Annotated in this window: 16 protein-coding genes and 1 pseudogene; 7 read left to right on the top strand and 10 right to left on the bottom strand. The window is 72.4% G+C overall.

Translation table 11 applies throughout. From position 1 onward, the window contains the following. Positions 1 to 56: 56 nt before the first annotated feature. On the bottom strand, positions 57 to 2,078 hold the full coding sequence (locus tag ACIHAR_RS00120; protein ID WP_365456791.1) for a beta-galactosidase: 2,022 nt from the start codon (positions 2,076 to 2,078) through the stop codon (positions 57 to 59). Between the two features lie 181 nt (positions 2,079 to 2,259). On the opposite strand from ACIHAR_RS00120, the gene ACIHAR_RS00115 reads away from it, so the two are divergent. The 5 genes from ACIHAR_RS00115 (at position 2,260) to ACIHAR_RS00095 (ending at position 7,079) form a co-directional block, all read left to right on the top strand. Then, on the top strand, positions 2,260 to 3,588 hold the full coding sequence (locus tag ACIHAR_RS00115; protein ID WP_365456794.1) for an extracellular solute-binding protein: 1,329 nt from the start codon (positions 2,260 to 2,262) through the stop codon (positions 3,586 to 3,588). Further along, positions 3,585 to 4,523, top strand: a complete 939-nt coding sequence (locus ACIHAR_RS00110; RefSeq protein ID WP_365456797.1) for a sugar ABC transporter permease — start codon at positions 3,585 to 3,587, stop codon at positions 4,521 to 4,523. The genes ACIHAR_RS00115 and ACIHAR_RS00110 overlap by 4 nt, the downstream gene beginning before the upstream one ends. Next, entirely contained in the window at positions 4,520 to 5,425 is a 906-nt protein-coding gene (locus ACIHAR_RS00105) for a carbohydrate ABC transporter permease (protein ID WP_365456799.1), read from the top strand. Before ACIHAR_RS00110 ends, ACIHAR_RS00105 begins: the two co-directional genes overlap by 4 nt. Continuing rightward, entirely contained in the window at positions 5,422 to 6,456 is a 1,035-nt protein-coding gene (locus ACIHAR_RS00100; protein WP_365456802.1) for a LacI family DNA-binding transcriptional regulator, read from the top strand. The genes ACIHAR_RS00105 and ACIHAR_RS00100 overlap by 4 nt, the downstream gene beginning before the upstream one ends. A gap of 227 nt (positions 6,457 to 6,683) precedes the next feature. Continuing rightward, entirely contained in the window at positions 6,684 to 7,079 is a 396-nt protein-coding gene (locus ACIHAR_RS00095; protein WP_400015468.1) for a MarR family winged helix-turn-helix transcriptional regulator, read from the top strand. Positions 7,080 to 7,100: 21 nt separating this feature from the next. Here the strand turns inward: ACIHAR_RS00095 and ACIHAR_RS00090 are convergent, their stop codons facing one another. The 3 genes and pseudogenes from ACIHAR_RS00090 to ACIHAR_RS00080 form a co-directional block, all read right to left on the bottom strand. Beyond that, positions 7,101 to 7,499 carry an SseB family protein gene (locus tag ACIHAR_RS00090; RefSeq protein WP_365456808.1) on the bottom strand — a complete coding sequence of 133 codons (399 nt, stop codon included), beginning with the start codon at positions 7,497 to 7,499 and terminating at the stop codon, positions 7,101 to 7,103. Positions 7,500 to 7,631: 132 nt separating this feature from the next. Then, a pseudogene (locus tag ACIHAR_RS00085) lies at positions 7,632 to 8,173 on the bottom strand (cysteine hydrolase family protein). Beyond that, positions 8,170 to 9,681: a cytosine permease gene (locus ACIHAR_RS00080; protein ID WP_365456811.1), complete on the bottom strand. Its 1,512-nt coding sequence runs from the start codon at positions 9,679 to 9,681 to the stop codon at positions 8,170 to 8,172. The pseudogene ACIHAR_RS00085 and the gene ACIHAR_RS00080 overlap by 4 nt, the downstream one beginning before the upstream one ends. Before the next feature lie 128 nt (positions 9,682 to 9,809). Between ACIHAR_RS00080 and ACIHAR_RS00075 the strand changes: the two genes are divergently transcribed. Beyond that, positions 9,810 to 10,097, top strand: coding sequence for a hypothetical protein (locus ACIHAR_RS00075; RefSeq protein ID WP_400015465.1), 288 nt, complete (start codon positions 9,810 to 9,812; stop codon positions 10,095 to 10,097). Between the two features lie 436 nt (positions 10,098 to 10,533). Continuing rightward, on the top strand, positions 10,534 to 10,944 hold the full coding sequence (locus tag ACIHAR_RS00070; protein WP_365456817.1) for an enediyne antibiotic chromoprotein: 411 nt from the start codon (positions 10,534 to 10,536) through the stop codon (positions 10,942 to 10,944). Between the two features lie 113 nt (positions 10,945 to 11,057). Here the strand turns inward: ACIHAR_RS00070 and fxsT (ACIHAR_RS00065) are convergent, their stop codons facing one another. The 6 genes from fxsT (ACIHAR_RS00065) to ACIHAR_RS00040 all read right to left on the bottom strand — a co-directional run bounded on the left by fxsT (ACIHAR_RS00065) (position 11,058) and on the right by ACIHAR_RS00040 (position 24,477). Beyond that, entirely contained in the window at positions 11,058 to 14,024 is a 2,967-nt protein-coding gene (gene fxsT / locus ACIHAR_RS00065) for an FxSxx-COOH system tetratricopeptide repeat protein (protein WP_400015463.1), read from the bottom strand. 184 nt (positions 14,025 to 14,208) lie between these two features. After that, positions 14,209 to 17,196, bottom strand: a complete 2,988-nt coding sequence (gene fxsT, locus ACIHAR_RS00060; protein WP_400015461.1) for an FxSxx-COOH system tetratricopeptide repeat protein — start codon at positions 17,194 to 17,196, stop codon at positions 14,209 to 14,211. 147 nt (positions 17,197 to 17,343) lie between these two features. Beyond that, positions 17,344 to 21,252, bottom strand: a complete 3,909-nt coding sequence (gene fxsT, locus ACIHAR_RS00055; RefSeq protein WP_400015459.1) for an FxSxx-COOH system tetratricopeptide repeat protein — start codon at positions 21,250 to 21,252, stop codon at positions 17,344 to 17,346. After that, positions 21,249 to 22,223, bottom strand: coding sequence for a hypothetical protein (locus ACIHAR_RS00050; protein WP_400015457.1), 975 nt, complete (start codon positions 22,221 to 22,223; stop codon positions 21,249 to 21,251). The genes fxsT (ACIHAR_RS00055) and ACIHAR_RS00050 overlap by 4 nt, the downstream gene beginning before the upstream one ends. Next, positions 22,220 to 23,251, bottom strand: a complete 1,032-nt coding sequence (locus tag ACIHAR_RS00045) for a MoxR family ATPase (RefSeq protein WP_365456832.1) — start codon at positions 23,249 to 23,251, stop codon at positions 22,220 to 22,222. Before ACIHAR_RS00045 ends, ACIHAR_RS00050 begins: the two co-directional genes overlap by 4 nt. Further along, positions 23,251 to 24,477, bottom strand: coding sequence for a toll/interleukin-1 receptor domain-containing protein (locus tag ACIHAR_RS00040; protein WP_365456835.1), 1,227 nt, complete (start codon positions 24,475 to 24,477; stop codon positions 23,251 to 23,253). The genes ACIHAR_RS00045 and ACIHAR_RS00040 overlap by 1 nt, the downstream gene beginning before the upstream one ends. Positions 24,478 to 24,479: the final 2 nt, after the last annotated feature.

The following is a 24,479-nucleotide window of genomic DNA, read 5'->3' as shown; positions in this document are numbered from 1 at the left end:
GCGAGGGGCCCCCTCCGCCCGCGGCTCGCGGCTCCACGGGCGGAGGGGGAGTCGGCTCAGCCGTCGAGTCGGACGACCCGGACGGCTCCCGCCGGGACCGCGAGGCGGCCGGCGGCGGGTTCGCCCGTCAGCAGCTCGGTGCCGGGCGTGTCCAGGGGCACCTTGGCGTCGGCGCCGGTGTGGTTGATCGCGAAGAGGTAGCTGCCGGTCTCGCCGGTGCGGCGTACGACCTCGACGTCCCGGGGCAGGTCGGCGCGCGGGGCGATGCGGGCGTCCTCGGCGGCCCGGCCCAGCAGGGCGTCCAGGCCCTCGTGGCCGAGGCGGGTGGAGACGTACCAGGCGCTGCCCGCGCCGAGGCGGTGGCGGGTGATCGCCGGACGGCCTGCGGTGAGGCCGTCGGCGTACGTCCAGACGGTCTCGGCGCCGCGTGGCACGACGACTTCCGTCCACACGTCGCCGCTCAGCTCGGACCCGTCCGGGCCGGTGATCCGGACGCACTCGCCCTTCAGCAGCGGCGAGAACTCCTCGACGGTCAGACCGAGGACGTCGCGCAGCGCACCCGGGTAGGCGCCTTCGTGGACGGCGTCGTGCTCGTCGACGATGCCGGAGAAGAACGACACGACGAGGGTGCCGCCGTTCTCGACGTACTCCCGGAGGTTGTTCCCGGCCGCCTCCGTCATCAGGTAGAGGGCGGGCACCACGACCAGGGGGTATGCCGACAGGTCGGCCTCGGGGTGGGCGAAGTCGACGGTGAGGTGGCGGTCGTAGAGGGCCTCGTAGAAGGCGTCGGCCCGCTCACGGGGGTCGTGGTCCTCGCTGGGGCGCCAGGCGAGGTTCTGGGCCCACCAGGAGTGCCAGTCCCACAGGACGGCCACGTCGGCCTCGGTGCGGGTGCCGCGCAGGGGGCTGAGGGAGTCGAGGGAGCCGCCGAGCTCGACGACCTCGCGCCACACGCGGGTGTCGGTGCCGCCGTGCGGGACCATCGCCGAGTGGAACTTCTCGGCCCCGCGCCGGGACTGCCGCCACTGGAAGAACATCGCGCCCTCGGAGCCGCGGGCGACGTGCCCGAGGGAGTTGCGGGCCATCTGACCGGGGGCCTTGGCCGGGTTGCGGGGCTGCCAGTTGACGCCCGAGGTGGAGTGCTCCAGGAGGAGCCAGGGGGCGCCGCCGGCGACGGAGCGGGTGAGGTCCGCGGCCATCGCGAGGTTGACGTGGGTGCGGCGGCCGTCGGTGATCAGGTAGTGGTCGTTGGTGACGATGTCGACCTCGCGGCCCCAGGCCCAGTAGTCGACCGAGTCGCACTGGCTGAGGGCCGTCATGAAGTTGGTGGTCACCGGGACACCGGGCGCGAGGCGGTGCAGGATGTCCCGCTCCGTCACGAAGTTCTCGCGCATGGTGGCGTCGGCGAACCGCTTGTAGTCCAGCGCCTGGGCCGGGTTGCCGACGGTCGGGGTGGTGCGCGGCGGGTTGACGTCCTCGAAGCTGCCGTAGCGCTGGCCCCAGAAAGCGGTGCCCCAGGCCTCGTTCACCGCGTCGACGGTGCCGTACGTGGTCTCCAGCCAGCGGCGGAAGTGGGCGGCGCAGGAGTCGCAGTAGCAGGCGGAGACGGGGACGCCGTATTCGTTGTGCACGTGCCACAGGGCGAGCGCCGGGTGGGTGCCGTAGCGCTCGGCGAGCCGGGTGGTGATGTTCGCCGCCGCCGCGCGGTAGTCGGCGTTGCTGTGGCAGATCGCGGCGCGGGAGCCGAACTCGTAGCGCACGCCGTCGGCGGTGACGGGGAGCGCCTCGGGGTGCCTGCGGTAGAACCAGACGGGCGGGCACACGGTGGGCGTGCCCAGGTCGACGCGGATGCCGTTCTCGTGCAGCAGGTCGATGATCCGGTCCAGCCAGCCGAAGTCGTACACCCCGGGGGCGGGCTCCAGGAGGGCCCAGGAGAAGATCCCGACACTCACCATGGTGACGCCGGCCTCCCGCATCAGCCGGACGTCCTCCTGCCAGACGCTTTCCGGCCACTGCTCGGGGTTGTAGTCCCCACCGAAGGCGAGCCTGGTGAGGCCCTTGGGGTTGGTCTCCGGCATGGATCTCTCCGTTTGGTCGATCATTTGGGAACGTGCACACACAGCTCCGGTGGTGCGATCCCAACATAACCGCACAGCAACAACCATTGACAAGTGTCCGGGATGTTTCTCTACTGTGAACGCTCACAGAAGCATGGCAGGTTCTCGCAGCAGGCGGGGACCCAGGTCAGGGGAGAAATCCATGCCCAACGCGAAGCGCCGTCGGCTCTCCAAAGTCACAGCCACCGCTGTCGCCGTCACGCTCGGCAGCACCGCCCTCGCCGCGTGCGGCTCGTCCGACGAGGACGGCGAGGCCCGGTCGGGGCCGGTCTCGCTCACGTACTGGACCTGGACGCCCGGCATGGACAAGGTCGTGGACCTGTGGAACAAGGGGCCGGGGAAGAAGGAGCAGATCACCGTCACGGTGAAGAAGCAGGCGTCCGGTGACACGCTGGTCACCAAGATCCTCACCGCGCACAAGGCCGGCAAGGCCCCGGACCTGGTCCAGGCCGAGTACCAGGCGCTGCCGACGCTGGTCAGCAATGACGCGCTGGCGGACATAGCGAAGGACGTCGGCGACGCGAAGGCCAAGTTCGCCGAGGGCGTCTGGCAGCAGACGACGCTGGGCACGGACGCCGTGTACGCGGTGCCGCAGGACATCGGCCCGATGATGTTCTACTACCGCGAGGACCTCTTCGAGAAGTACGGCCTGACGGTCCCGACGACCTGGGAGCAGTTCGCCGAGACCGCCCGCGCGCTGAAGAAGAAGGCCCCGGACATCGACCTGACCACCTTCTCCGCCAACGACTCCGGTCTCTTCGCGGGCCTCGCCCAGCAGGCCGGCGCCCAGTGGTGGACGACCTCCGGCGACAAGTGGAAGGTCGGCATCAACGACGCGGCCACCAAGAAGGTCGCCGACTTCTGGGGCGGCCTCGTCGCGGAGGGCGCGATCGACAACCAGCCGATGTACACGCCCGCCTGGAACAAGGCGCTCAACACCGGCAAGCAGATCGCCTGGGTCTCCGCCGTGTGGGCCCCGGGCACCCTGACCACCGCCGCGCCCGACACCGAGGGCAAGTGGGCCATGGCCCCGCTCCCCCAGTGGTCGCAGAGCGAGAACGTCACCGGCAGCTGGGGCGGCTCCTCCACCGCCGTCACCACGGACTCCCAGCACAAGGAGGCCGCCGCGAAGTTCGCCGCCTGGCTGAACACCGACGGCGACGCGCTCAACGCGCTGGCCAAGGAGGGCGGCATCTACCCGGCCTCCACCTCCGCCCAGCTCAGCGGCGCCTTCACCACCCCGCCGGCCTTCTTCTCGAACCAGCCGGACTTCTACACCAAGGCCGCCGACATCGCGAAGACCACCGCTCCCTCGGCCTGGGGCCCGAACGTGAACGTCGCCTACACCACCTTCAAGGACGCCTTCGGCGCCGCCGCGAAGAACAAGTCGGACTTCACCGTCGCCCTGGACAAGATGCAGGCGGACACGGTCGCCGACATGAAGAAGCAGGGCTTCGAGGTCTCGCAGTGAAAAGCGCAGCACGCCGGACGTCGTACGGGGTCAAGGGGGCCCCGTACGGCTTCCTCCTCCCCGCGACGATCCTCTTCGCCCTGTTCTTCGCCCTGCCCATCGGGTACGCGGTCTGGCTCAGCCTCCACAAGGTGAAGGTCTCCGGGCTCGGCCTCGGTTCCGGCGCCCGCAAGGAGGTCTGGGCCGGCCTGGACAACTACACCGCCGCCTTCACCGACAGCGAGCTGCTGCACGGCGCGCTGCGCGTGCTGGGCTACGGCTGCATCGTCGTCCCGGTGATGCTGGGCCTCGCGCTGCTGTTCGCGCTGATGCTCGACTCCGAGAAGGTGCGGCTCGCGCCGTTCACTCGCCTCGCGATCTTCCTGCCGTACGCCATCCCCGGCGTGGTGGCGGCACTGCTGTGGGGCTTCCTGTACCTGCCGGACGTCAGCCCCTTCTACTTCGTGCTCGACAGGCTGGGCCTGCCGCAGCCGGACCTGCTGGACGGCGGTCCGCTGTACCTCGCCCTGTCCAACATCGCGATCTGGGGCGGCACCGGCTTCAACATGATCGTCATCTACACCTCGCTGCAGGCCATCCCCGCCGAGGTGTACGAGGCGGCGAAGCTGGACGGCGCGACCCCACTGCAGATCGCCCTGCGGATCAAGATCCCGATGGTGGCGCCCTCGCTGGTGCTGACCTTCTTCTTCTCGATCATCGCGACGCTCCAGGTCTTCAACGAGCCGACCACCCTGAAGCCGCTCACCAACTCCGTGTCGACGACCTGGAGTCCGCTGATGAAGGTGTACCGGGACGCGTTCGGCACCGGTGACGTCTACGCGGCGGCCGCCCAGGCCGTGATCATCGCGCTCGCCACGCTGCTGCTGTCCTTCGGGTTCCTGCGGGCCGCGAACCGTCGAAACAAGCGGGACGTCAGTCAAGGAGCCGCACGATGAGTTCTCTTGCCGTCCAGAAGGTCCCCTCGGCGGCCGGCGCCACGGGGGCCGACCGCAGCCGTCCGCCGCTGCGCGGCCGTATCGCGCTCGTCCCGACCGTCACCCTGCTGCTGGGCGCGCTCTACTGCCTGCTGCCGGTGGCATGGGTGGTGATCGCGTCCACCAAGTCCGGGCGTGAGCTGTTCTCCACCTTCACCTTCCTGCCGGGCACCGGCTTCGCCGACAACCTCCAGGACCTCAACGCCTACCGCGACGGCGTCTACTGGACGTGGATGGGCAACTCCGCCCTCTACGCCGGTCTCGGCGCCCTGCTGTCGACGTGCGTGTCCGCGTTCAGCGGCTACGCGCTCGCCACCTACCGCTTCCACGGCCGCGAGACGATCTTCAACGTCCTGCTCGCGGGCGTGCTCATGCCGCCGATCATCCTGGCGGTCCCGCAGTACCTGCTGCTGGCCAAGGCCGACCTCACGGACTCCTACTGGTCCGTGCTGCTGCCGCAGATCCTCTCCCCGTACGGCGTCTACCTCTCACGGATCTACGCGGCCGCGGCCGTCCCCGGTGACGTGGTGGAGGCCGGCCGGATGGACGGGGCGAGCGAGTGGCGGATCTTCACCCGGATCGCGCTGCCGATGATGGTCCCCGGACTGGTGACGGTGTTCCTGTTCCAGTTCGTGGCCGTGTGGAACAACTTCCTGCTGCCGTACATCATGCTCAGCGACGACGAAAAGTTCCCGATCACCCTTGGTCTGTTCACGCTGCTGGAACAGGGGGCGAACACCCCCGCGCTGTACACGCTGGTGATCACCGGCGCGTTCCTCGCGGTGCTCCCCCTGGTGGCGCTGTTCTTGATCATTCAGCGGTTCTGGAGCCTGGATCTGCTGTCCGGAGCCGTAAAGTCATGACCATGAACAATGGTGCGGGGGGCCGGCGCAAACCGCCGACGATCCACGACGTGGCGCGCGAGGCAGGGGTCTCACGAGGCACCGTCTCGCGCGTCCTCAACGGCGGCCACTACGTCAGCCCGTCCGCCCAGGAGGCGGTCAACGCCGCCATCCGCAAGACGGGTTACGTCGTCAACCGGCACGCCCGCTCGCTGATCACCGGACGTTCGGACTCGGTCGGCTTCCTGCTCACGGAACCGCAGGAGCGGTTCTTCGAGGACCCCAACTTCAACGTCCTGCTGCGGGGTTGCACCCAGGCGCTGGCCGCGCACGACATCCCACTGCTGCTGATGCTCGCCGGCACCGAGGACGAGCGGCGGCGCATCACCCGGTACATCACCGCCGGGCACGTCGACGGGGTGCTGCTGGTCTCCAGTCACTCCGGGGACCCGGTCGCCCAGGAGCTGCGCGAGGCGGGCGTGCCGCTGGTCGCGTGCGGCAAGCCGATCGGGATCGGTTCGAAGGTCAGCTACGTGGCCGCCGACGACCGCGACGGGGCCCGGGACATGGTGCGCCACCTGCTGGCGCTCGGCCGCCGCCGGATCGCCGTGGTCACCGGCCCGCTGGACACCCCGGGAGGTGTGGAGCGCCTCGCCGGCTACAAGGAGGTGCTCGCGGAGGCGGGCGTCGCCCACGACGAGCGACTGGTCGTCTCCGGCGACTACAGCCGGGCCAGCGGCGAGGCGGGCGCCGAGCGGCTGCTGGCGCAGGCGCCCGACCTGGACGCGGTGTTCGTCGCGTCCGACCTGATGGCACAGGGCGTACTGGCGACGCTCCGGCGTGCGGGGCGCCGGGTGCCCGAGGACGTCGCGGTCGGCGGCTTCGACGACTCCCCCGCGGCCACCGCCGCCAGCCCGGCCCTCACCACCATCCGCCAGCCCTGGGACCGGATCAGCAACGAGATGGTCCGCGTGCTGCTCGCGCAGATAGGCGGCGAAGACCCGGCCGCGGTGATCCTGCCGACGGAACTGGTGAGACGCGAGTCGACCTGAGGAGTCGGGCCGCGCGGACCGAGCGAGCGGGCCGAGCGGGACCGACTCAGGCAATCCGGCCGCTCGGGACCGGCGCGGAACCGACCGCTGAGGACCGGTGAAGGCCGAGCCGGACCGATCGGGACCGGTGCGGGTCGCGAATCGGTCCCGCACGGCTTCCTTGCAGCGCTTGCAGCCGCACTAGTTGCACGGTAAACAAAAGGCGCCGTCGGTGTTACCGTGCGGGTATGGCAGCGAAGACGGCCGGGGCCGGCCTGGAGGAGCAGTGGCGGGGCATCCTGTCGGTGCACGCGCGCACGATGTGCGAGATCGACCGGGTGCTGCATCCGCACGGCCTGGGCGCGAGCGACTTCGAGGTGCTCGACATCCTCGCCTCCGAGGCGCCGCGTCAGGGTGACCAGTGCCGGGTGCAGAACCTCGTGGAGCGGGTCCACCTGAGCCAGAGCGCGCTGTCCCGCCTCATCGGCCGGCTGGAGAAGGACGGTCTGGTGGAGCGTTCCGTCTGCGCGGAGGACCGGCGCGGCGTCTGGGTGGCCCTCACCGACAAGGGCCGCGAACTGCACGCCGAGGTGCGGCCGCTCCAGCGAGAGGTGCTGGAGCGGATGCTGAGCGGCTCCTGGTGACCTGGAACGCGGGGCTGCGGCTCACCGGACCAGCAGGGTGCGCACCCCTTCCGAGGTGAGGGTCAGCGGGTGGGCGCCGGCCGCGTCGATGGAAAGCGACAGGTCGGCCTCCGGCCACTGCGCGGCGAGCGCGCCGAGGGGCACCAGGCGGTAGCGGGCGACGTCCGGCAGCAGGTCGATCATCTCCGGCTCGGAGGTGAACACCGGCACCACGGGCGCGCTGCCGGGCTGCTCCAGCACGGGCAGCGCCAGCGTGCTGGGGTTGGTGACGTCCTCGTCGGTGGCGTCGTCGGGCACGGGCACGAGCACGTCGCAGTGCGCGAGCGTGTCCAGCGCCGCCGTGTCCCCGGTGTCCCGGGCCAGCGCGTCCAGCGCCCGCGCGGCGGGGGTGGCGTTCGTGTCGTGGGCTGGTGTCTCCATGGCAGTTCCCCAGGTAGCGGCGGTCGGACGGTCCGTCCGGACGGGACGCCCGGACGGGCGCGGTCCGGCCTCGCGTACCCGGGCCCGCGGGGGCTCAATCGTCCCGGTGCCGGATCGACGGCTGCGGCCGTCTCACCCGGCGAGCACGTCCGCGACCGTCGTGACCCGGATCAGCGGTCGGTACAGGTCCATGACGTACAGGGCCTTGGCGTGGGAGTCGTCGTCGGCGCCCGCGCAGGCGTCGGCGACCACCAGCACCTCGGTGCCCGCGTCGGCGGCGGCCGGCGCCGCGGACAGCACGCAGCAGTCGGTGCTGACGCCGGCCAGGACGAGCCGTCCCTCCGGTGCGACGCGTGCGGCGAGGTGCGGGGTCCACTCGCCGAAGGTGGGGGCGGCCAGCACGTCGTGTGCCGAGGGGGCGAAGTCCTCGGTGAGATGCCACAGGGGCGCCTCCGGGGGCTGCCGGGCCAAGGGCCACCGCTCGTAGTACGCGCGCCGGGCGCCGCTGGGCCGTTCCGGGGCCACGAAGCGGGTGAAGGTGACGCGGTCGCCGAAGGCCGGCAGCAGGCTCCGTACGCCTGCGGCGCCCTCGGCGAACCGGGGGCCGCGAAGGGACTCGCGGGATCGGCGAAGACGCGCTGCATGTCGATGACGGTGAGCAGGCCCGCGGTCATACGGACTCCCTGGTGGCGGCCTGGGCTTCCTGCGCCCGGACGCTGCCGCGCGCCAGGACGAGGGTGCCGAGGAAGCCGAGGGCGAGGGCCGCGAGGACGCCCAGGTTCGCGAAGGCCCAGTCGCCCGACCTGCCGCCCAGCCCGATGGGTTCGAGCAGATAGCCCTGCCACCCGAGCCAGCCGGCGGAGGAGTTGGTGACCAGACCCCAGCCCAGTGCGGTGGCGGCGACGATGAGCAGCAGCGGCCGGGCCGGTACGTCGCCGTAGCGGCCTTCGGGCCGGAAGAGGTCGGCCTCGTCGTAGGCGCGGCGGCGCAGGGCGAGGTCGGCGAGCATGATGCCGCACCAGGCGGCGATGGGGACGCCGAGGGTGGTGAGGAAGCCCATGAAGGGGCCGAGGAAGTCGTCGGCGAAGAAGACGATGTAGATCGAGCCCGCGATCATCAGGATGCCGTCGAGGAGCGCGGCCAAGGGGCGGGGAATGCGCAGGCCGGCCGAGAGGAGGGCGAGACCGGAGGAGTAGATGTCGAGGACGGCGCCCCCGACCAGGCCGAGGACGGCGACCACGGCGAACGGCACCAGGAACCAGGTGGGCAGGATCGTCGTCAGCGCGCCGATCGGGTCGGCGGCGACGGCCGTGGAGAGCGCCTCGGAGGACCCGGCGAGCAGCAGGCCGAACACCAGCAGGAGCAGCGGTGCCAGGGAGGCGCCGAAGGTGGTCCAGCCGGCCACGGCCCGGCCGGAGGAGGAGCGCGGCAGGTACCGGGAGTAGTCCGCGGCGGCGTTGACCCAGCCCAGGCCGAAGCCCGTCATCATGAACACCAGCGCGCCGATGAACTCCTGGGTGGAGCCGGCGGGGATCGCGCTGACGGTGCTCCAGTGGACGTGGTCGGCGACGAGCCCCACGTAGACCAGCGTGAGCAGGCCCGTCACCACCGTGATCACGGCCTGCAGCCGCATGATCAGGTCGAAGCCCATGACTCCGACGACGACGGTCAGGGTGCCCACCAGGATCAGCGCGACGACCTTGGTCCCGGTGTCACCGCCCCAGGCGAGCCGGTCGAAGACGGTCGCCGTGGCCATGGCGGCGAGGGAGACGAGGACCGTCTCCCAGCCCACGGTGAGCATCCAGGAGATCGTCGAGGGCAGGCGGTTGCCGCGGACGCCGTGGGCGGCGCGGCTCAGGACCATCGTCGGTGCGGAGCCGCGCTTGCCGGCGACGGCGACGCAGCCGCAGAGCAGGAACGAGAAGACGATGCCGATCACGCCGGCGACCAGGGCCTGCCAGAAGGAGATGCCGAAGCCGAGCGCGAACGCGCCGTAGCCGAGCCCGAGGATGGAGACGTTGGCGCCGAACCAGGGCCAGAACAGCGTGCGGGGCGTGCCCCTGCGTTCGTCGTCGCGGATCACGTCCAGCCCGTGGGTCTCCACCTGGAGCGGTCTGTCCACCGGTGCGTGCGGTCCGTCCACCGTTGCGTCGGCGGAGCGTCCGCCGTGGGGGTCCGTCATCGTCGGCCTGCCTGTCGGATCCTGCGCGTCCCGCGGGGGCGAGGGACGCGGGGCTCGTGGTCACACGGGACAATCAGCGTGCTGGCGGTGGCGGTCGCCTCCGGCGACTCGCGTGAGATCATCCCTCCATGAGCAGCGACGTGGAAGTGAGCGCTCTGGCGATCAACGTCACGATCCCGCAGGCGCTTCGCTGGACGGATACCCGACGTGGTGAAGCGTTCACACTCACCACACTCAACGTCCGGCTTCTCCCGGACGGTCGCCTCGCCGCCAAGGCCTACGGCCGACCGGTCGGCGGTGGCCGGGGCGCATACGTCTCCTTCCCCGTCCCCGACAAACCCGAACTGGCGGCCCTGATCGCCGACGCTGCCAGCCGCGCCGGGGCGTTGTGGGCCGCCCATCGTGGTCTCGGCTGAACGCGGCTCGACCGGAAGACGCACGGTGACGGCTGCGGACTTCGGCCTCGCGGCGATGCCTGGGACGGTAGGTCTCCTTGCACGACGCGAGTACGACTGACGGAGCGCGCAGGGGAGTTCATCGGGCCGTATCTGCCGATCGGTGAGTTCGGCGCCTCGTCGGCCGCGAGGTCCTCTCGCTGCCCTGCCCGCGCACGTTCACGTCCGGCGGCGTCAGGCCCAGGGGCGGGTCGGCTGTCGTCGCCGGAGGCGCAGGCCGCTCGCCCCAAAGGTCCGGTGTCCGGCGGGCACTTCGGCTCGCCCAGCGGAGGCCGGTATCCGACCGGCGACTCCACTGGCTCTCGAGTGAGCCTCACGCGAACCGGCCGAATGTGGGAGAGGCATGATCAACAGGCATGCCGTTCCGTATGTTTCCGAAGCAATTGGGAGGACATCTATGCAGATTCGCTCTCGTCTGGCCAAGGCAGGCATGCTGGGCGCCGCTGCCGCGGCCGCCCTCGCGTTCTCCGCGGCCCCGGCCTCCGCGGCTCCGGCGGTGACCGCTTCGCCGAGCACGGGTCTGTCCAACGGCCAGACGGTGACCGTGACGGGCAGCGGCTACCCCGCGGGTGCCGAGATCGCCGTGTCGCAGTGCGGTGACGGCAACAAGTGCACCGACACCCTGGCGACGGCCACCGTCGGCGCCGACGGCGGCTTCACCGCGAACTACACCGTGCAGAAGGTGTTCACGGCCACCGACTGGAGCACCGGCTCCACCGTGTCCGTCGACTGCGCGGTGCAGCAGTGCCAGCTGGTCGCCTACCTGGAGACCGTCGGCCCGGTGGGCACCGACATCTCCTTCGGCTGAGTCCCACCGAGCCGCCCCGGGGCCCTCGGCGGGCACCGATCCACGGGCGCGCTCGTGCCCTCTGGGGCCCGGCGCCGGCCGGGCCCCATGTGGGTCGCCGCTCCGACCGGGCCTCAGATCGGCTGGGGCTCGAAGTCCCAGTACGGGCGCGCCCTTGAGCGCATGTAGTGGGTCTGGGGGTGGTCCGGGCCGTGGCTGTGGGACAGGGCCGCCAGCGCCCTGCGCTCCCGCTCGTCCGCCTCCCCGGTCCGCCCCAGCCGGCGCAGGTCCTGCGCCAGCCCCGCCTCCAGGTTGACGGCCAGCACATGCCCCGCGCCCACGGCGGCGACCGCCCGGTCGAGCGCGTCCCTGCCCAGCTCCGCCGCCGCCCGCGGATCCCCCGCGGCGGCCATCGCCGAGGCACAGTTCATCGCGCAGCCCAGCGCCCACACGTGCCCGCGCCCCACCGCCGCCTCCAGCTCCCGCATGGACTGCGCGGCCAGCTCCAGAGCCGCGTCGGCCTCCCCGTCGTCGAGGAGCAGGATCGCGCAGTTGTTGCGGGCGCCGATCGCGTACGGGTGCAGCTCCCCCAGCTTGTGCGCGTAGGCGGCGGCCGTCGTCTCGACCAGTTCGCGGGCCTTGTCGCGCCGGCCCAGCGCGCGCAGCAGCATCGCGTAGTCGAGGGAGACCAGCAGCACGTCGGGATGGTCGGCGCCGGAGAGCAGGATCAGCCGGCGGCGCCCCTCCCGCATCAGGGCCCGTGCCGTCTCCAGCTCGCCGTCACGGCGCAGGCACAGGGCGAGGTTGTGCTCGGCGAGCAGGGTCTGGCGGTGGTCCTCGTCGAGGGTGCGGCGCAGCAGGTGCGCGTTGTACTCCTGCAGGCTGCGGGCCTCGCGCAGCCTGCCCAGCAGGCGCAGCATCCGGGCGGTGTAGGTGCCCGACTGCAGGGTGCGGCGCTCCCGGGAGCCGAGCAGCGCGACCCTGCGGTCGTAGACCTCGCGGTGCAGGGCGCAGGACTCCGCGTAGTGGCCCTGCAGGCCGAGCGCCAGGGCGAGGTTGGTGCGGAACTGGAGGGTCTGCGGCACGTACCGCTCGCCCCTCTCCGCCGCTCCTCGCGCCGCCTCCTCGTAGAGGGCGCGCGCCTCGTCGTACCGGCCGCGGGCCATGAGGGTGCCGCCGAGGCCGTCCTTGGCGCGCAGCAGTTCGGTGCCGGTGAGGCCGGTGGAGGCGAGGAGGGTGAGCATGGCGCGGCCGGCCTCCTCCGCCTCCTCGTACCGGCCGAGGCCGCGCAGCATGCGGGCCTCCTGGTCGGCGGCGGCCAGGGCGCTGCGCTCGGTCGCCCCGGAGGTGCGCCGCCAGCACCGCAGGACGCGCCGCGCGGCCTGCAGGCCGTCCTGGTACTCGCCGCGCACCCGCAGGTACTCGATGCAGTTCAGCAGGAGCCGGCGTACGTCGCCGTCGTCGGACTCCGCCGCGCCCGAGGGTTCAAGGTGGGGCAGGAGTTCCGCGTAGCGCTGCCAGTGCGCGGGGTTGCCGGGTTCACCGGGGTCGGAGTCGACCAGGACACGGGCGGCCGTGGCCGCGTAGAGCCGCTCGGTCCGCGGGGTGAGTCCGGCGCGGATGAAGTGGCGGAAGCTGCGGTGCATCCGCAGCGAGACGATGCTGACGAAGTCCTGCCGGGAGTCGGTGTCGTACTCCACCCGCATGGACGTCAGCTCGGAGATGGTGAGCAGGGCGGCGTCCCAGGCGCCCGGTTCGCCGACGAGCCCGGCGAGGTGGGGCGGCAGCCCGCTGGGGCGGGCGGAGCGCAGCAGCCGTACCGGGAGCATGTCGGGCGAGAAGAAGGTCAGCAGCAACAGCAGGGCGTGAACCGCGGGTGAGCGGTCCTCCAGGGTGCGCAGGGTCCTCGCCCACACGAGCCGGTGGGCGGGCGGTACGTCGAGTGCCGGGCCGGTGCCGTTCGGGTCGCCCTTCTTCAGCGCCTTCAGGTACTGGGTGATGTCGGCGGCGGGGTTGGCGTCGATCCAGGCGGCGCTCTGGTCGATGACGAGCGGGAGGTTCTGCAGGACGTCCGCGAGTTCCTCGGCCTGCCGCTCGCTCATCTGCGGGGCGCGTCGGCAGGCGAAGGCGACGCTCTCCTCCCGTGCGAAGGGCGGGAGTTCCCGTGCCACGGCGCCGTACCGTGTCCAGGCGTCGGTCTGCGCGGTGATGACGACCTGGCCGCGTCCCTCGGGGAGCAGCGGGGCGATCTCGTCGACGTCCTCGGCACCGTCGAAGATCACCAGCCAGCGTCCCTCGTCCCGCGCGAACGCCCTTTGGAGGGCTTCGATCTGGCCCGTGAGCTGGTCGCCCTCGCCGAGCCCGACGAGCCGGGCCAGGGCCGCGAAGCCCTCGCGTGCGGCGGCCTTCGTCGCGGAGGGCACCCACCAGATGAGGTCGTACTCGCCGGCGAACCGCCGCGCGTACTCGGTGGCGGTCTGGCTCTTGCCGACGCCGGGCGGTCCGTGCAGCAGCACCCGGCGGCCCTGGCCGGTGCCGGAGGTCAGGACTTCGTGCACCTCGTCGAGGAGGTCCTCGCGGCCGGTGAAGCGGGGATTGCGGCGCGGGGCGTTGGTCACGTCCGGCGGGTCCTCGGGGTAGCGGGGGCCCTCGTCCGGGCGGGCGTAGGGGCGGCGCGGAACCAGGCCGACCATGCCGAGCACCCGGCGCCGGGCCTCCTCCGGGCCCACCCCGCGCAGGGTCACCGCGCCGAGGCTGACCGCCTCGTCGGGCAGCGCCCTGGTGGTCACGGTGACCGCCCCGACCCGGTCGCGCAGCCGCGGCATGACCGCGTGGAGCACCTGCGCCCACTCGCGGTTGCGTCCCGTGTCGAAGCGCAGGTACCAGTCGTCCAGCACCAGCAGGACGCGTCCCGGCCCGCTGAAGAAGTCGTGGAGTTCCCCGACTTCGGGCAGCCGGCTCAGCGGGGACCACCGCACCTCGTTGACCGTGCAGCCCTCCTGGGCGAGCGCCCAGGAGATCCACCGGGCCCAGCCGTTGCTCACGCCGGCGTACACGAGGGAGACGGGGCAGGGAAAGGCCGACGACAGCCCTGCGCTCATGGGCAGGCTCCTGGGGAATCGCGAAGCTCAGGAAGACCGGAATCCCATTGTGCGTCAATTCTTCGGAGCGGACGAGGTGTTGCTGTTCCGGTGGCCTTCGGGCGGGCGGTGACCTTAGGTCGGGGCCCGCCGCCTTGGGCCGGCGCGCGCCCCGGCGGTGAACGACCGCTTTCCTTCCGGCTCGTCAGAGGGGCTGGGGTTCGAAGTCCCAGTAGGGCCGTACCCGGCGCTGCGCGTCCCGGGTGTGCGGATGCTCCGGCCCGAGCGAGTCGCCGAGCCTGCGCACGGCGTCCTCCTCGAAGCCCGCCGCCTGACGCACCCGTCCAAGGGCCCGCAGGTCGTCGGCGAGGGCCATCTTCGCCGACAGGGTGAGCGGGTGCGCGCCGCCGAGGGCCCGGCCGGCGCGCACCAGTGTGTCGTGACTGATCTCGTGGGCGCCTTCGACGTCGTTGGCGCGGCTGCGCGCGGCGCTCAGGTTCAGGGCGCAGCCGAGGGCCCAGGGGTGGTCGGGGCCCACCGCTGCGGTCATCTCGCGGTGCGCCGACTCCGCGTGCCGCAGGGACGCGTCGCGGTCGCCCGCGTGCCCGAGGGCCATGCCCACGTTGCCGCGGGTGCCGATGCTGTACGGGTGGTCGCGGCCGAGCAGGCGCGCGTACCGTTCGGCGACGGACTCCGCGTACTTCATGGCCGTGCCCAGCTCGCCGTGCTCGCGCAGGAAGGTGGCGTAGTCGGCTTCCGCGACGAGCGTCTCGGGGTGCTGCGGGCCGAGCACCTGCGCGGCGCGGAAGGCTGCGGAGGACAGCCGGTCCCTGGCCTCGTCGTAGTCCCCCGCGCGGCGGCGGCACATGCCGAGCTGGTGGTCGGCGCTGATGGACTGCGGGTGGCGTTCGTCGGAGATCTGGCGCAGGGTGCGGACGATCTGCTCCAGGCGTGAGGCGGCCTCCGGGTAGTCGCCCATGAGGCGGATGAGGCGGGCGTAGACGGCGCCGGAGTGCAGGGTGAGGTAGTGCCGGGAGCGCAGCCGGCGCTGGCGGATCTGCAGGACCTCCCGGTGTATCTCCCGGGCCTCGGCGTAGCGGCCGAGCAGCATCAGGGCCAGGCCCAGGTTGTGCCGGGCGGCCAGGGTCTGCGGGGCCTCGGTGCCGAACTGTTCGGCGAAGCGCGCCGCCGCCTCCGTGAACAGCTCGCGGGCCTGGGTGAACTGCCCGAGCGCGAGCAGCGTGCTGCCCAGGCCGTCCTTGGCGCGCAGCAGGTCGGGGTGGTCGGCGGGCTTGTCGGCGGTGAGCCGGCGCACCACGGTCCGGCCGAGCTGCTCGGCCTCGTGGTAGCGCCCGGCCTGGCGCAGGATGTTGCCGCGTTTGTGGTGCAGGGACAGCAGGGCGCCGTGTGAGGGGTCGAGGCTGCGCTGCCAGCGGGCGAGGACCTCGTCGCAGAGCTTCAGACCGCTGCGGTACTCGCCGCGCACCCGCAGGTACTCGACACAGTTGAGCACGAGCTCCTGCACGGCGGGCCGGCTGGAGTCGAAGGCCCCGGCGAACTCCAGGTGCGGGATGAGCCGGGCGTAGCGGCTCCAGTCCCGGGTGTCGGCGGGCCGCCGCGGATCGGCGCTGATCAGCACCTGGCAGGCCATCTCGGTGTACAGCCTCCTCTCGGCGGGCGGGAGTTCCTCGCGCAGGAACCGGTGGTAGAGCCGGTGCATGAGGACCTGCTCGACCACCGGGTTCTCCGCCAGCTCCTGCTGGTAGTCGAGCCGTACGGCCGTGTACTCCGACAGCCGGCGCAGAGCCAGGTGCCAGGCGCGCGGATCCCGGACGAGTTCGTCCAGGTCGTCGTGGAGGTCCTTGTAGTGGACCTCGGTGAGCAGACGGACGGGGATCTCGTTGGGTGAGAAGAACGCCAGCAGGTTCAGCAGCATGGCGGCCTTGGGGTGCCGCTCGCGCAGGGTGCCGAGGGTGATCGACCACGCGGTGTGAAAGCCCTTCGGGTAGGTGGCCTCGGTCTGTATCTGCGCGGACTTGGGGGTGTCCTGCAGTTGCTGAATGTACTCCCGCACCGGCAGGTCGTTGGCGTCCAGCCAGGCAGCGGTCTGCGCGAGCAGCAGCGGGAGGTCCTGGACGGCGGAGGCCAGGGCGTCCGCCTCGCCGGGGGTGACCCGGGGGGCGCGGCGCCGGACGAAGGCGACGCTCTCCACCCGGGAGAAGGAGCGGATGCCGATCTCACGGATGCCGGGGACGGCGGACCAGTCGCGGGTGGTCGAGGTGAGCAACACGTGACCGTGACCGTCCTCCGGCAGCAGGTCGGCCAGTTGGAGGGCGTCGTCCGCTCCGTCGAAGACCAGCAGCCGGCGGCGGCTGCGCTCGTCGGAGCGCAGGGCTTCCTGCACGGCCCTGATCCGCTCCCCGATGCGTTCGCCGACGGGCAGGCCCAGGCGGGGGGCGAGCGCTGCGAGGCGCTCGCGGGCGTTGGCCCGGTGGGTGGCGTCGATCCACCACACCACGTCGTAGTCGTTGCCGAAGCGGTGGGCGTACTCGGCGGCGATCTGCGTCTTGCCCGTGCCGGTTCCGCCGTACAGGACCAGCCGGGTCGTGACCGGGTCCTGGCTCCCCGCTCCGGTCAGGAGGGTGTGGATGCGGTCCAGTTCGGCGTCGCGGCCGGTGAAGCGCCGGTTGCGCCGGGGGATGTCGAGGACCTCCGGCGGCTCGTTGGGGAACCGCGGGGCGTCCGTGGGCAGCGGCACCACCGGTCGCGCCGGGTCGATGGACAGCCTGCGCAGCAGCCGTCGTACCGCCTCGTGTTCGTCCAGGTCGTGCAGGTCCACGGGGCTGAGCAGGTCGACGGAGGCGGGCACCTCCTGGGTGGCCACGGTGACGGCGGCGAAGCGGTCGGCGTGCGGCGGCACCATGTCCGACAGGACGCGCTGCCAGTCCTCCTCCGGGATGGGCCCCAGTTTGAAGTACCAGTTGTCCAGCACCAGCAGGATGCGTCCCTCGGCGGCGAGGAGTCCGCCGAACTCGGACTCGAACGGCACGTCCACCCGCGGATCCCAGCGCACCGTGGTCGCCTCCAGGCCACGGGCCCTCAGCTGGTGGGCGATCCACGACGCCCACGGCCGGTTGAAGCCGGCGTAGCTGATGGTGACGTGCTCGCCACTCGGCTGGCTGCGGTTTCCCATACGGCTGGTCTCCTGCCCTGCGGGTCGGGTGGGCTGCGGCTCGAAGGGGCTGCTGCGGGTCGTCGGTGGGGCCGGGCTGGTGGGTCGGGCGGGCTGTGATCGGGCGGGCTGTGAAGCGGGTGGACCGGGGGTCGGACGGGCCGTGGATCAGATGGGCTGCGGTTCGAAGTCCCAGTGTGGGCGTTCCAGTTGATCCGCCGACCGGGTGTGCGGATGCTGGGGTCCGAGGGTGTCGCGGAGCCGGGCCACCGTCTCCTGCCGTACGGCCTCGGCCTCGTCGGCGCGGCCCAGCTCGCGCAGGTCGTGGGCGCGGGCGGTCTCCGCGGCGAGGGTGAGCGGGTGCCGGCTCCCGAGACGCCCGGCGGCGAGGCCGGCCAGCTCGCCGTCGTGGACGAGTGCCGCCTCTGCCCGTCCCGCGTGGGCGAGCATGGCGGTGAGGTTCAGCCGGCAGCCCAGGGTCCAGGGGTGCTCGTCGCCGACCGCGCGGGTCATCAGCCGCCAGGCGGTCTGCGCGGAGGCCTCCGCCTCGGCGAGCTCGCCGCCGTCGGAGAGCTGGGCCAGCGCCAGGTTGCTCAGCGAGCCCGCCGTGTAGGCGTGGTCGGGGCCGAGCAGGCTCAGGTAGCGGTCGTAGACGGTGCGGGCCAGTGCGTGGGCCTCGCGGGGGCTGTCCTCGCGTATCAGGGTGGTCCGGTCGGCCGCCATCATCAGCGACTCGGGGTGCCATTCGCCCTGGGCCTGCTCGGAGCGCTTGAGGACGCTCGTGAAGAGGGAGGCGGCCTCGTCGACCAGTCCGTCCCGGCGCAGGCACTGGGCAAGGTTGTGCTCGGCGCGCAGGGTCTGCGGGTGGTGGGGGCCGAGGGTGCGGCTGTGCAGACGGGCGTTGTGCTGCTGCAGGGACAGCGCGTCCCGGTAGCGTCCCAGCAGACGGGTCATCCACGCCATGTGCAGGCCCGAGTAGAGGGTGGAGAAGTGGTCCGCGCCGTGCCGGCGGCTGCGCAGTTCGAACAGCTCCCGGTGCAGGTCGAGGGATTCCTGGTAGCGGCCGAGCAGGCCCAGAGTGAGGGCCATGTTGCTCTTCGCCTCCAGGGCGCGGTCGCTGTCCTGTCCGAAGCGGGCCGCGTGGCCGTGCCACACCTCCTCGAACAGCTCCCGGGCGCGGGAGAAGCGGCCCAGAGCCATCAGCGTGCCGCCCAGGCCGTCCTTGGCGCGCAGGAGGTCGGGATCGTCGGGCTCACGGGACGCCAGCAGGTCCACGACCTCGGCCCCGACGGCCTCCGCGTCCCGGTAACGGCCCATCCGCCGCAGCAGGTTGGCGTGCTGGTGCACCAGGATCAGCATGTCCCGGTCGGTGCCCGGATGCCGGGCCCGCCACTGGGCCACCGCCTGCTGGCACAGCCGAAGACCGGTGTCGTACTCGCCGCGCACGCGGAGGTTGTTGATGCAGTCCAGCAGCAGGGTGCGCACGTTCGGCTCGTCGCGTTCCAGGACGCCCGCGTGGTCCAGGTGCGGGATCAGCCGGGCGTAGGCGGGCCACTCGCGCGGATCCACGGGCCGGCCGGGGTTCGCCGCGGCCAGGATGGCGCAGGCGGCGGCGGACAGGCTCGCCCGGGTCCGGGCGTCGAGGTTGCCGCGGATGAAGCGGTGGTACAGCCGGTGCATCTGGGCCGACTCGACGCCGTACTCCAGGGAGGGGTCCTGGGTGTGGTTGAGGTGGATCGCGGTGAGGTCGGCCAGGGCCTCGAGCGCCTTGTCCCACCGGATGGAGTCGGAGACCGTGCCGGCGAGACTGCCGGGTGGGAAGACACTGGTGGGCGCGGCGGTGATGAGCTGGACGGGGATCGCGTCCGGGGAGAACATCGCCATCAGCTCGATCAGGTCCGCGGCCTCCGGATTGCGCTCGCGCAGGGCGTTGAGGAAGTGCGCCCAGGACACCACGAAGCCCTGGGGGTAGTCGGCCTCGATCGTGACGGCCAGCTCGGCCGGGGACTGCCGCTGGAGGGCGTCGGCGTACTCGGCGACCGGCTCGCTCTGGTTGGCGCTCAGCCAGGCGGTGGTCTGCGCGAGAACCAGGGGGAGGTCCTGGGCGGCCTCGGCGAGTTGCTCCGCTTCCGCCGCGGTGGCGCGGAGCACCCGGCGCAGGATGAAGGCGACGCTCTCGTTCCGGGTGAAGGGCCGGACCGTGTACTCCTGGAAGCCCAGCAGGCTGACCCAGTCCCGGGTGAGGCTGGTGACGAGCACGTCGCCCCGGCCCTCCGGGATCAGGTCGCGGATCTCCGAGACGTCGTCCGCTCCGTCGAAGATCAGCAGCCAGCGCTGCCGGGGCCCGGTGCGCTCGCGCAGGGCGGCGTGCACGGCGCGGATGCGTTCACCGGCGTCGCGGCCCGCCGCCAGTTCCAGGTGGACGGCGAGGGAGGCGAACTCCTCGCGGGCCCGGCTGCGTTCGGAGGCCCTGATCCACCAGACGACGTCGTAGCCGTCGCCGTAGCGGTGGGCGTACTCGGTGGCAAGCTGGCTCTTGCCGACGCCCGGAATGCCGTGCAGGACGACCCGTGCCCCGGCGGGGCCGGACTCGGCGAGCAGTTCCGAGACCTCCTCCAGGTCGTCCTTGCGGCCGGTGAAGTACCCGTTGCGGCGGGGGGCCTCGAGGACCTGGGGAGGTTCGTTCGGGAAGCGGGGACCGTCCGGGGTGTCCGGGGGGTCTCCGGCCGGGACGCCGAGCCGTTCGAGGAGCAGGCGCCGGGCCTCCTCCTCGTCGAGTCCGGCGAGGTCGAGCGGGCGCAGCAGGCCGGCGCCCTCGGGCAGGTGCTCGGAGGTCAGGGCGATCGCCGCGAAGCGCTCCCGGTGGGGGCCCACGATCAGCCGGAACGCCTCGGACCAGGCCTGGGCGGTGTGCAGGTCCCGGCGCAGGGCACGCTCGTTGACCAACAGCAGGACCTGTCCCGGCGCGGCGAGCAGCGCGCCGAGCGACTCGGTGGGGGTGCGGGAGGCGGTGTCCCAGTGCAGCAGGGTGGTGGTGCAGCCGGCCCGCTCCAGCTGGCGTGCCGTCCACATGGCCCAGGAGCGGCTCTCGCCGGCGTAGCAGATGCTGATGTGGCCGGTGGCCGGGGTGCGCTCCGGGCTGCCGCCGGTGTCCGGCTCACCGTCCGTCGTCTCCCCCGTCGCGCCCGCCGCCGGCTCCGCCGGGGGGACGGGCTCGGGTTCCGCGGCCGGCGGGGCCGGCAGCAGGTACATCGCGCCGTCGGCGGTGTTGAGCCAGCCGCTGCCCGGGCCGACCCACTCCTCGACGGCCGTGTCGCGTTCGATGAGGATCGTGCGGATGGACGTGGCGGTGACCAGCTCCACGACGCGCGGATCGGTGTCCGGGACGGTGATGGCGAAGGCGTCGGGCCCCAGGGCGCTGTCGCTGACCACCAGCCGGGGTTCGGCCCACCGCAGGTACAGCGGCACCTGGGGCAGTCCCTCGGCGATCACGGAGACGTCGGAGAGCGCCAGACGCTGGGGCCGGGGCGCCTTCGGGGGGTCCTCGGCGAGCTTGACCGCGGAGAGGGTCAGCAGCTGCCAGGCGGTGGTGGAGCGCTGCACCCGCTCGGGCAGGGTGTCCCAGGCGCCGAGGAACCAGCGGGCGACGCCCTCGCGGTCCTCCTCGACCAGGGCACGCAGGGCGGGCTGGAGCGACTCCTCGATCCGCTGGTCGGCCTCGCGTCCGCCACTGACGGCCTGCCAGGTCGCCGTCTCCTGGGTGATCATGGCGGGGCTCTGCCCGGCGCGCACCTCCTGGAAGGTGGGCCAGAGGTTGTGGATGGGGTCGTCCGCGGCGGCCCTCCGCAGCCGGTTGCCGAGTTCCGCGCGCAGTTCGGGCAGCAGCCCGGTGTCCAGGACGACGAAGCCGAAGCCGCGGTGCTCGACCAGCTCGCCGAACCACAGGTCGACCTCGGCGGCGACGTCGAGACCCCGGGCCGCGCGCAGCCGTACGGCCCGCATCAACTCGGGTTCGATGCGGGCGGCGATGCTCAGCAGCACGGCCAGGTCGCGGCCGGGCCCGGAGCGCACGCTCACCGCCGGGCTCCCAGCGCCTTGCCGACGGTGGTGCCGCGGTCCCAGGCCACCATGGGCAGCCGGGTGCGGGCCGCCCAGTCGGGCCAGTGCCGCTCGGGCAGCGGCACCAGGGCCACGGGTTCGCAGCCGCGCTGATGGATGGAGTCGATGGTGGTGCGCCACTCCTGCTCGGTGGCGCGCCAGGGACTGAGCAGGGATCCGCCGGCGCCGAGGTCGGACAGGATCAGCACCCGCACACCGGGCCTGGGCGGCCGGTAGGGCCGCTGCCAGGTGGTCCGGGGGCCGGGGCCGGCGCCGCGCAGAGGTACGTCGGCGAAGCGCAGGACCTGGGTGCCGGCGACGCCGGCGAGCGCGCGCACATGGCCGATCACGTCCTCGACGTCACGGGCGAAGGGCTCCATGGCGGCGGAGGTGTCGGCGAGGATCTGCACGCCGTAGCGCAGGGTCGGCAGCGGCAGGCGGGGGATGGCGGTGAGGGGGCGGGCGTGGGCGAGTTCCTCGGTGGCGCGTTCGACGTCGAGTTCGCCGTCGCGGGTGACCCTGGCGAGCAGGACGGTGAGGAGCGCCGCGGTGGAGCGGGGGGCGAGCAGCGGGAGGTGCGGGAGGCGGGTGGGGGGCTCGTCGCGGCCGCGGGGGCGGGCCATGGGGTCGGTGGTCCAGCGGGTGGGGTGCCGGGGCTGCTGTTCGACGGGGACGAGGACGGTCACCGTGCCGGCCCCGGCGGGTGTGGGGCGGCGCCGGAACAGGGGCTGGTTGCGCTCGGGGGGGTGCCGCTCGGGGTGCTCCTCGCGGGCGTTCGTCTGCCGGGCGGGTTCGCCCCGGCCCTCCTCCGCTCGTGGGTGCCGCGCGGAGTCGGCGGGGCCGCCCCCGACGCCGAGCAGTCCCGCGATGCGGGCGAAGTCGTCCGGGGTGCGGGCTCCGAGGGCGCGCGCGGCTCGGGCGACGTCGCCCAGCCAGGCCTCCCCCATCATGCGCGGTCACCGGCCATCTGCTGGGGTTTGATCAGGACGTTGCGGGTGAGCAGCTGCCACTCGTGGTCGCCGGGGCGGATGCCCAGCGACCGGCAGGCGAGCAGGGCGTCGAGGTACTCGGCCGTGCTGGGGCGGCGGACGCCCTGCTTGTCGGCGTGCTGGCGGACCTTCATGAGCTCGCCGGCCACCGCGCCGGCGAGTGCCCGGTCGGCGTCCGTCACCTCGCCGGGCCACAGCGCCATGTGCTCCTCGGCGATCCGGACCAGCATGGCGTGGTCGTGCTCCGGCAGCACGTGGACCACGCAGCGCCGCAGCAGTGCCTGCGGCAGCTCCCGTTCCTCGTTGGTGGTCAGGACGACGAGGTGGCGGGCGCGGCGGCCCTCGTCCTTGGACTCGCTCTCCTGGCCCGCCGGACGTTCGGTGCGGATCTCCCGGCCGATCTCGGCCACGGTGAACCGGTGGGAGCCCAGCGGCACCAGCAGGCTGTTCGGTACGTCCGGGTCGGCCTTGTCGATCTCGTCGATGAGGACGACGGCCCGGTCGGGCCTGCGGGTGGAGTTGACCTCTTCCAGGGGGTCCGGGCAGGGGTCGGTGACCTCGACGCCGTCCGGCCTGCCGCGCCGGCGGGCCGAGTCGGGCGCGAGTGCCCACCACAGGACGCCGGGCTCCACGTAGCTGGCGTCGTCGGGCGTCGCCCCCTGGCGCACGGCGACCTGGGCGTCGGCGAGCCGCCGGACGCTGTCGAAGCTCCACAGCAGGTCGCGCGGCTGGGTGCGGTAGGTGACGACGTGTTCGTAGTAGCGCCACTGCATCTGGGTGGCGATGTACGGTGCCAGGGAGGACTTGCCCGAGCCCGGCATGCCGCGCAGGAGCAGCGGGCGCCCGGTGGCGAGGGCGACGCGCACCGCGAAGCGGAGGTCCTCCGGCATCACGTAGACGCGGCCGTCGCTGCGGTCGGGTGTGTCGAGCCATTCGACGTCGGTCGGGTCCTCGGGCCGCTCTCCCGCGCGCACCTGATTGTCCGTCATCACGCCCCCCTGGAGTTCAGACGCTCGAGCAATCGCCGTTTGACTCCCTTGACCAGAGTCTCATGGTTCTGCCCGAACGGTGGGTCGATAACCAGCACTTCGTCAGGGTTTCCGGGCCAGCGCCCGCGCGGGTCGGCACGCCGGCCGGGCACGACCAGGACGTGCAGCCAGGGGACCTTGTCCTGCAGGTGGGTCACGACCCGGTGCACCATGGCCAGGTCGCACTTGCGCGCGTCCAGCACCAGGAAGAACCGGCCGGATTGCGTGGGCTCCTCCGGGTGGTCGAGTTCGTCGTGCGGGTCGAGGCCGACGTAGTACTTCACCGCCTTCTCGCACTGCTCGATCAGCGGTCCCTCGGCGTCCTCCTCGCCCGGGACCCCCGCGGCGAAGTACCGCGTCAGGTCGACGCAGAACGCGCGTGCCAGGTACTGCTCGCCTATCTCCGGGTTGTGCACGTTCAGGACGACGACGCGGCGGGTGGAGCCGTCCGTCTCCCGCACGATGCGCCGGGCCTCGTCCCGGTCGATCCAGACGGGCAGGACCATGTCCGCGAGCTGCCGCGCCCGGCTGCTCTCCAGGCCGCCCATCCAGGCTTCGACGACCGCGTTGGCGAGTCTCTCGACGTGGTGGGTGTCGAGCATCTGGGAGGCCAGGAACAGGTGGCCGAGCCCCGGGGTGAGCAGGCCGAGCTCCTCCTGGGGAAGGCCGAGCGCGGCCGCCATCCGGCCGAAGACGGAGGGGTCCTGGATGTGGTTGAGCTGGACGCCGATGTTCGACAGCCACTTGCTGACGGCGTCGTCGGCCGCGCGGATCTCCGGGAACCGCTCGACGAGCCGCCGGGCCTCCTGCGCCGGCGCCCGGTTGGTGGCGCGTTCCACGTCGTCGTCCGCGAGGTAGCGCAGGTCGGACTTCCTCAGCAGCCCCGAGGTCACGTCGTTGACGAGGACGGTGATCAGCACCATGTCGGGGTACAGGGTCTTGCGCCAGTGCAGGATGTTGGTCTCGCGGCGCACCCAGGAGGAGTCGAGGGCGTCCTCGTTCACCAGGACGAGCGCGGCGTCGCACTCGCCCAGGAACCGGGCGAGCTTGAGCTGCCAGGGCCGGCCGGGCAGTCTGATGTCGACGTCCAGCAGGACGCGGTAGTCGCGGTCCTGGAGGCCACGGGCTATGGCGTCCCTCAACTCCGCGGTCTGCGGATCCTCGCTGGTGCTGTGGCTGATGAACACCT

The sequence above is a fragment of the Streptomyces sp. NPDC052016 genome, from assembly GCF_044548445.1.
Lineage (GTDB): Bacteria > Actinomycetota > Actinomycetes > Streptomycetales > Streptomycetaceae > Streptomyces.
This window is presented reverse-complemented; position numbering and strand designations above follow the sequence as displayed.

Excerpts from the sequence above, each read along its gene's own strand:
- ACIHAR_RS00120 (WP_365456791.1), bottom strand. The coding sequence starts at position 2,078 with ATGCCGGAGACCAACCCCAAGGGCCTCACCAGGCTCGCCTTCGGTGGG.
- ACIHAR_RS00115 (WP_365456794.1), top strand. The coding sequence starts at position 2,260 with ATGCCCAACGCGAAGCGCCGTCGGCTCTCCAAAGTCACAGCCACCGCT.
- ACIHAR_RS00105 (WP_365456799.1), top strand. The coding sequence starts at position 4,520 with ATGAGTTCTCTTGCCGTCCAGAAGGTCCCCTCGGCGGCCGGCGCCACG.
- ACIHAR_RS00100 (WP_365456802.1), top strand. The coding sequence starts at position 5,422 with ATGACCATGAACAATGGTGCGGGGGGCCGGCGCAAACCGCCGACGATC.
- ACIHAR_RS00095 (WP_400015468.1), top strand. The coding sequence starts at position 6,684 with ATGGCAGCGAAGACGGCCGGGGCCGGCCTGGAGGAGCAGTGGCGGGGC.
- ACIHAR_RS00090 (WP_365456808.1), bottom strand. The coding sequence starts at position 7,499 with ATGGAGACACCAGCCCACGACACGAACGCCACCCCCGCCGCGCGGGCG.
- ACIHAR_RS00080 (WP_365456811.1), bottom strand. The coding sequence starts at position 9,681 with ATGACGGACCCCCACGGCGGACGCTCCGCCGACGCAACGGTGGACGGA.
- ACIHAR_RS00075 (WP_400015465.1), top strand. The coding sequence starts at position 9,810 with ATGAGCAGCGACGTGGAAGTGAGCGCTCTGGCGATCAACGTCACGATC.
- ACIHAR_RS00070 (WP_365456817.1), top strand. The coding sequence starts at position 10,534 with ATGCAGATTCGCTCTCGTCTGGCCAAGGCAGGCATGCTGGGCGCCGCT.
- fxsT (WP_400015463.1), bottom strand. The coding sequence starts at position 14,024 with ATGAGCGCAGGGCTGTCGTCGGCCTTTCCCTGCCCCGTCTCCCTCGTG.
- fxsT (WP_400015461.1), bottom strand. The coding sequence starts at position 17,196 with ATGGGAAACCGCAGCCAGCCGAGTGGCGAGCACGTCACCATCAGCTAC.
- ACIHAR_RS00050 (WP_400015457.1), bottom strand. The coding sequence starts at position 22,223 with ATGATGGGGGAGGCCTGGCTGGGCGACGTCGCCCGAGCCGCGCGCGCC.
- ACIHAR_RS00045 (WP_365456832.1), bottom strand. The coding sequence starts at position 23,251 with ATGACGGACAATCAGGTGCGCGCGGGAGAGCGGCCCGAGGACCCGACC.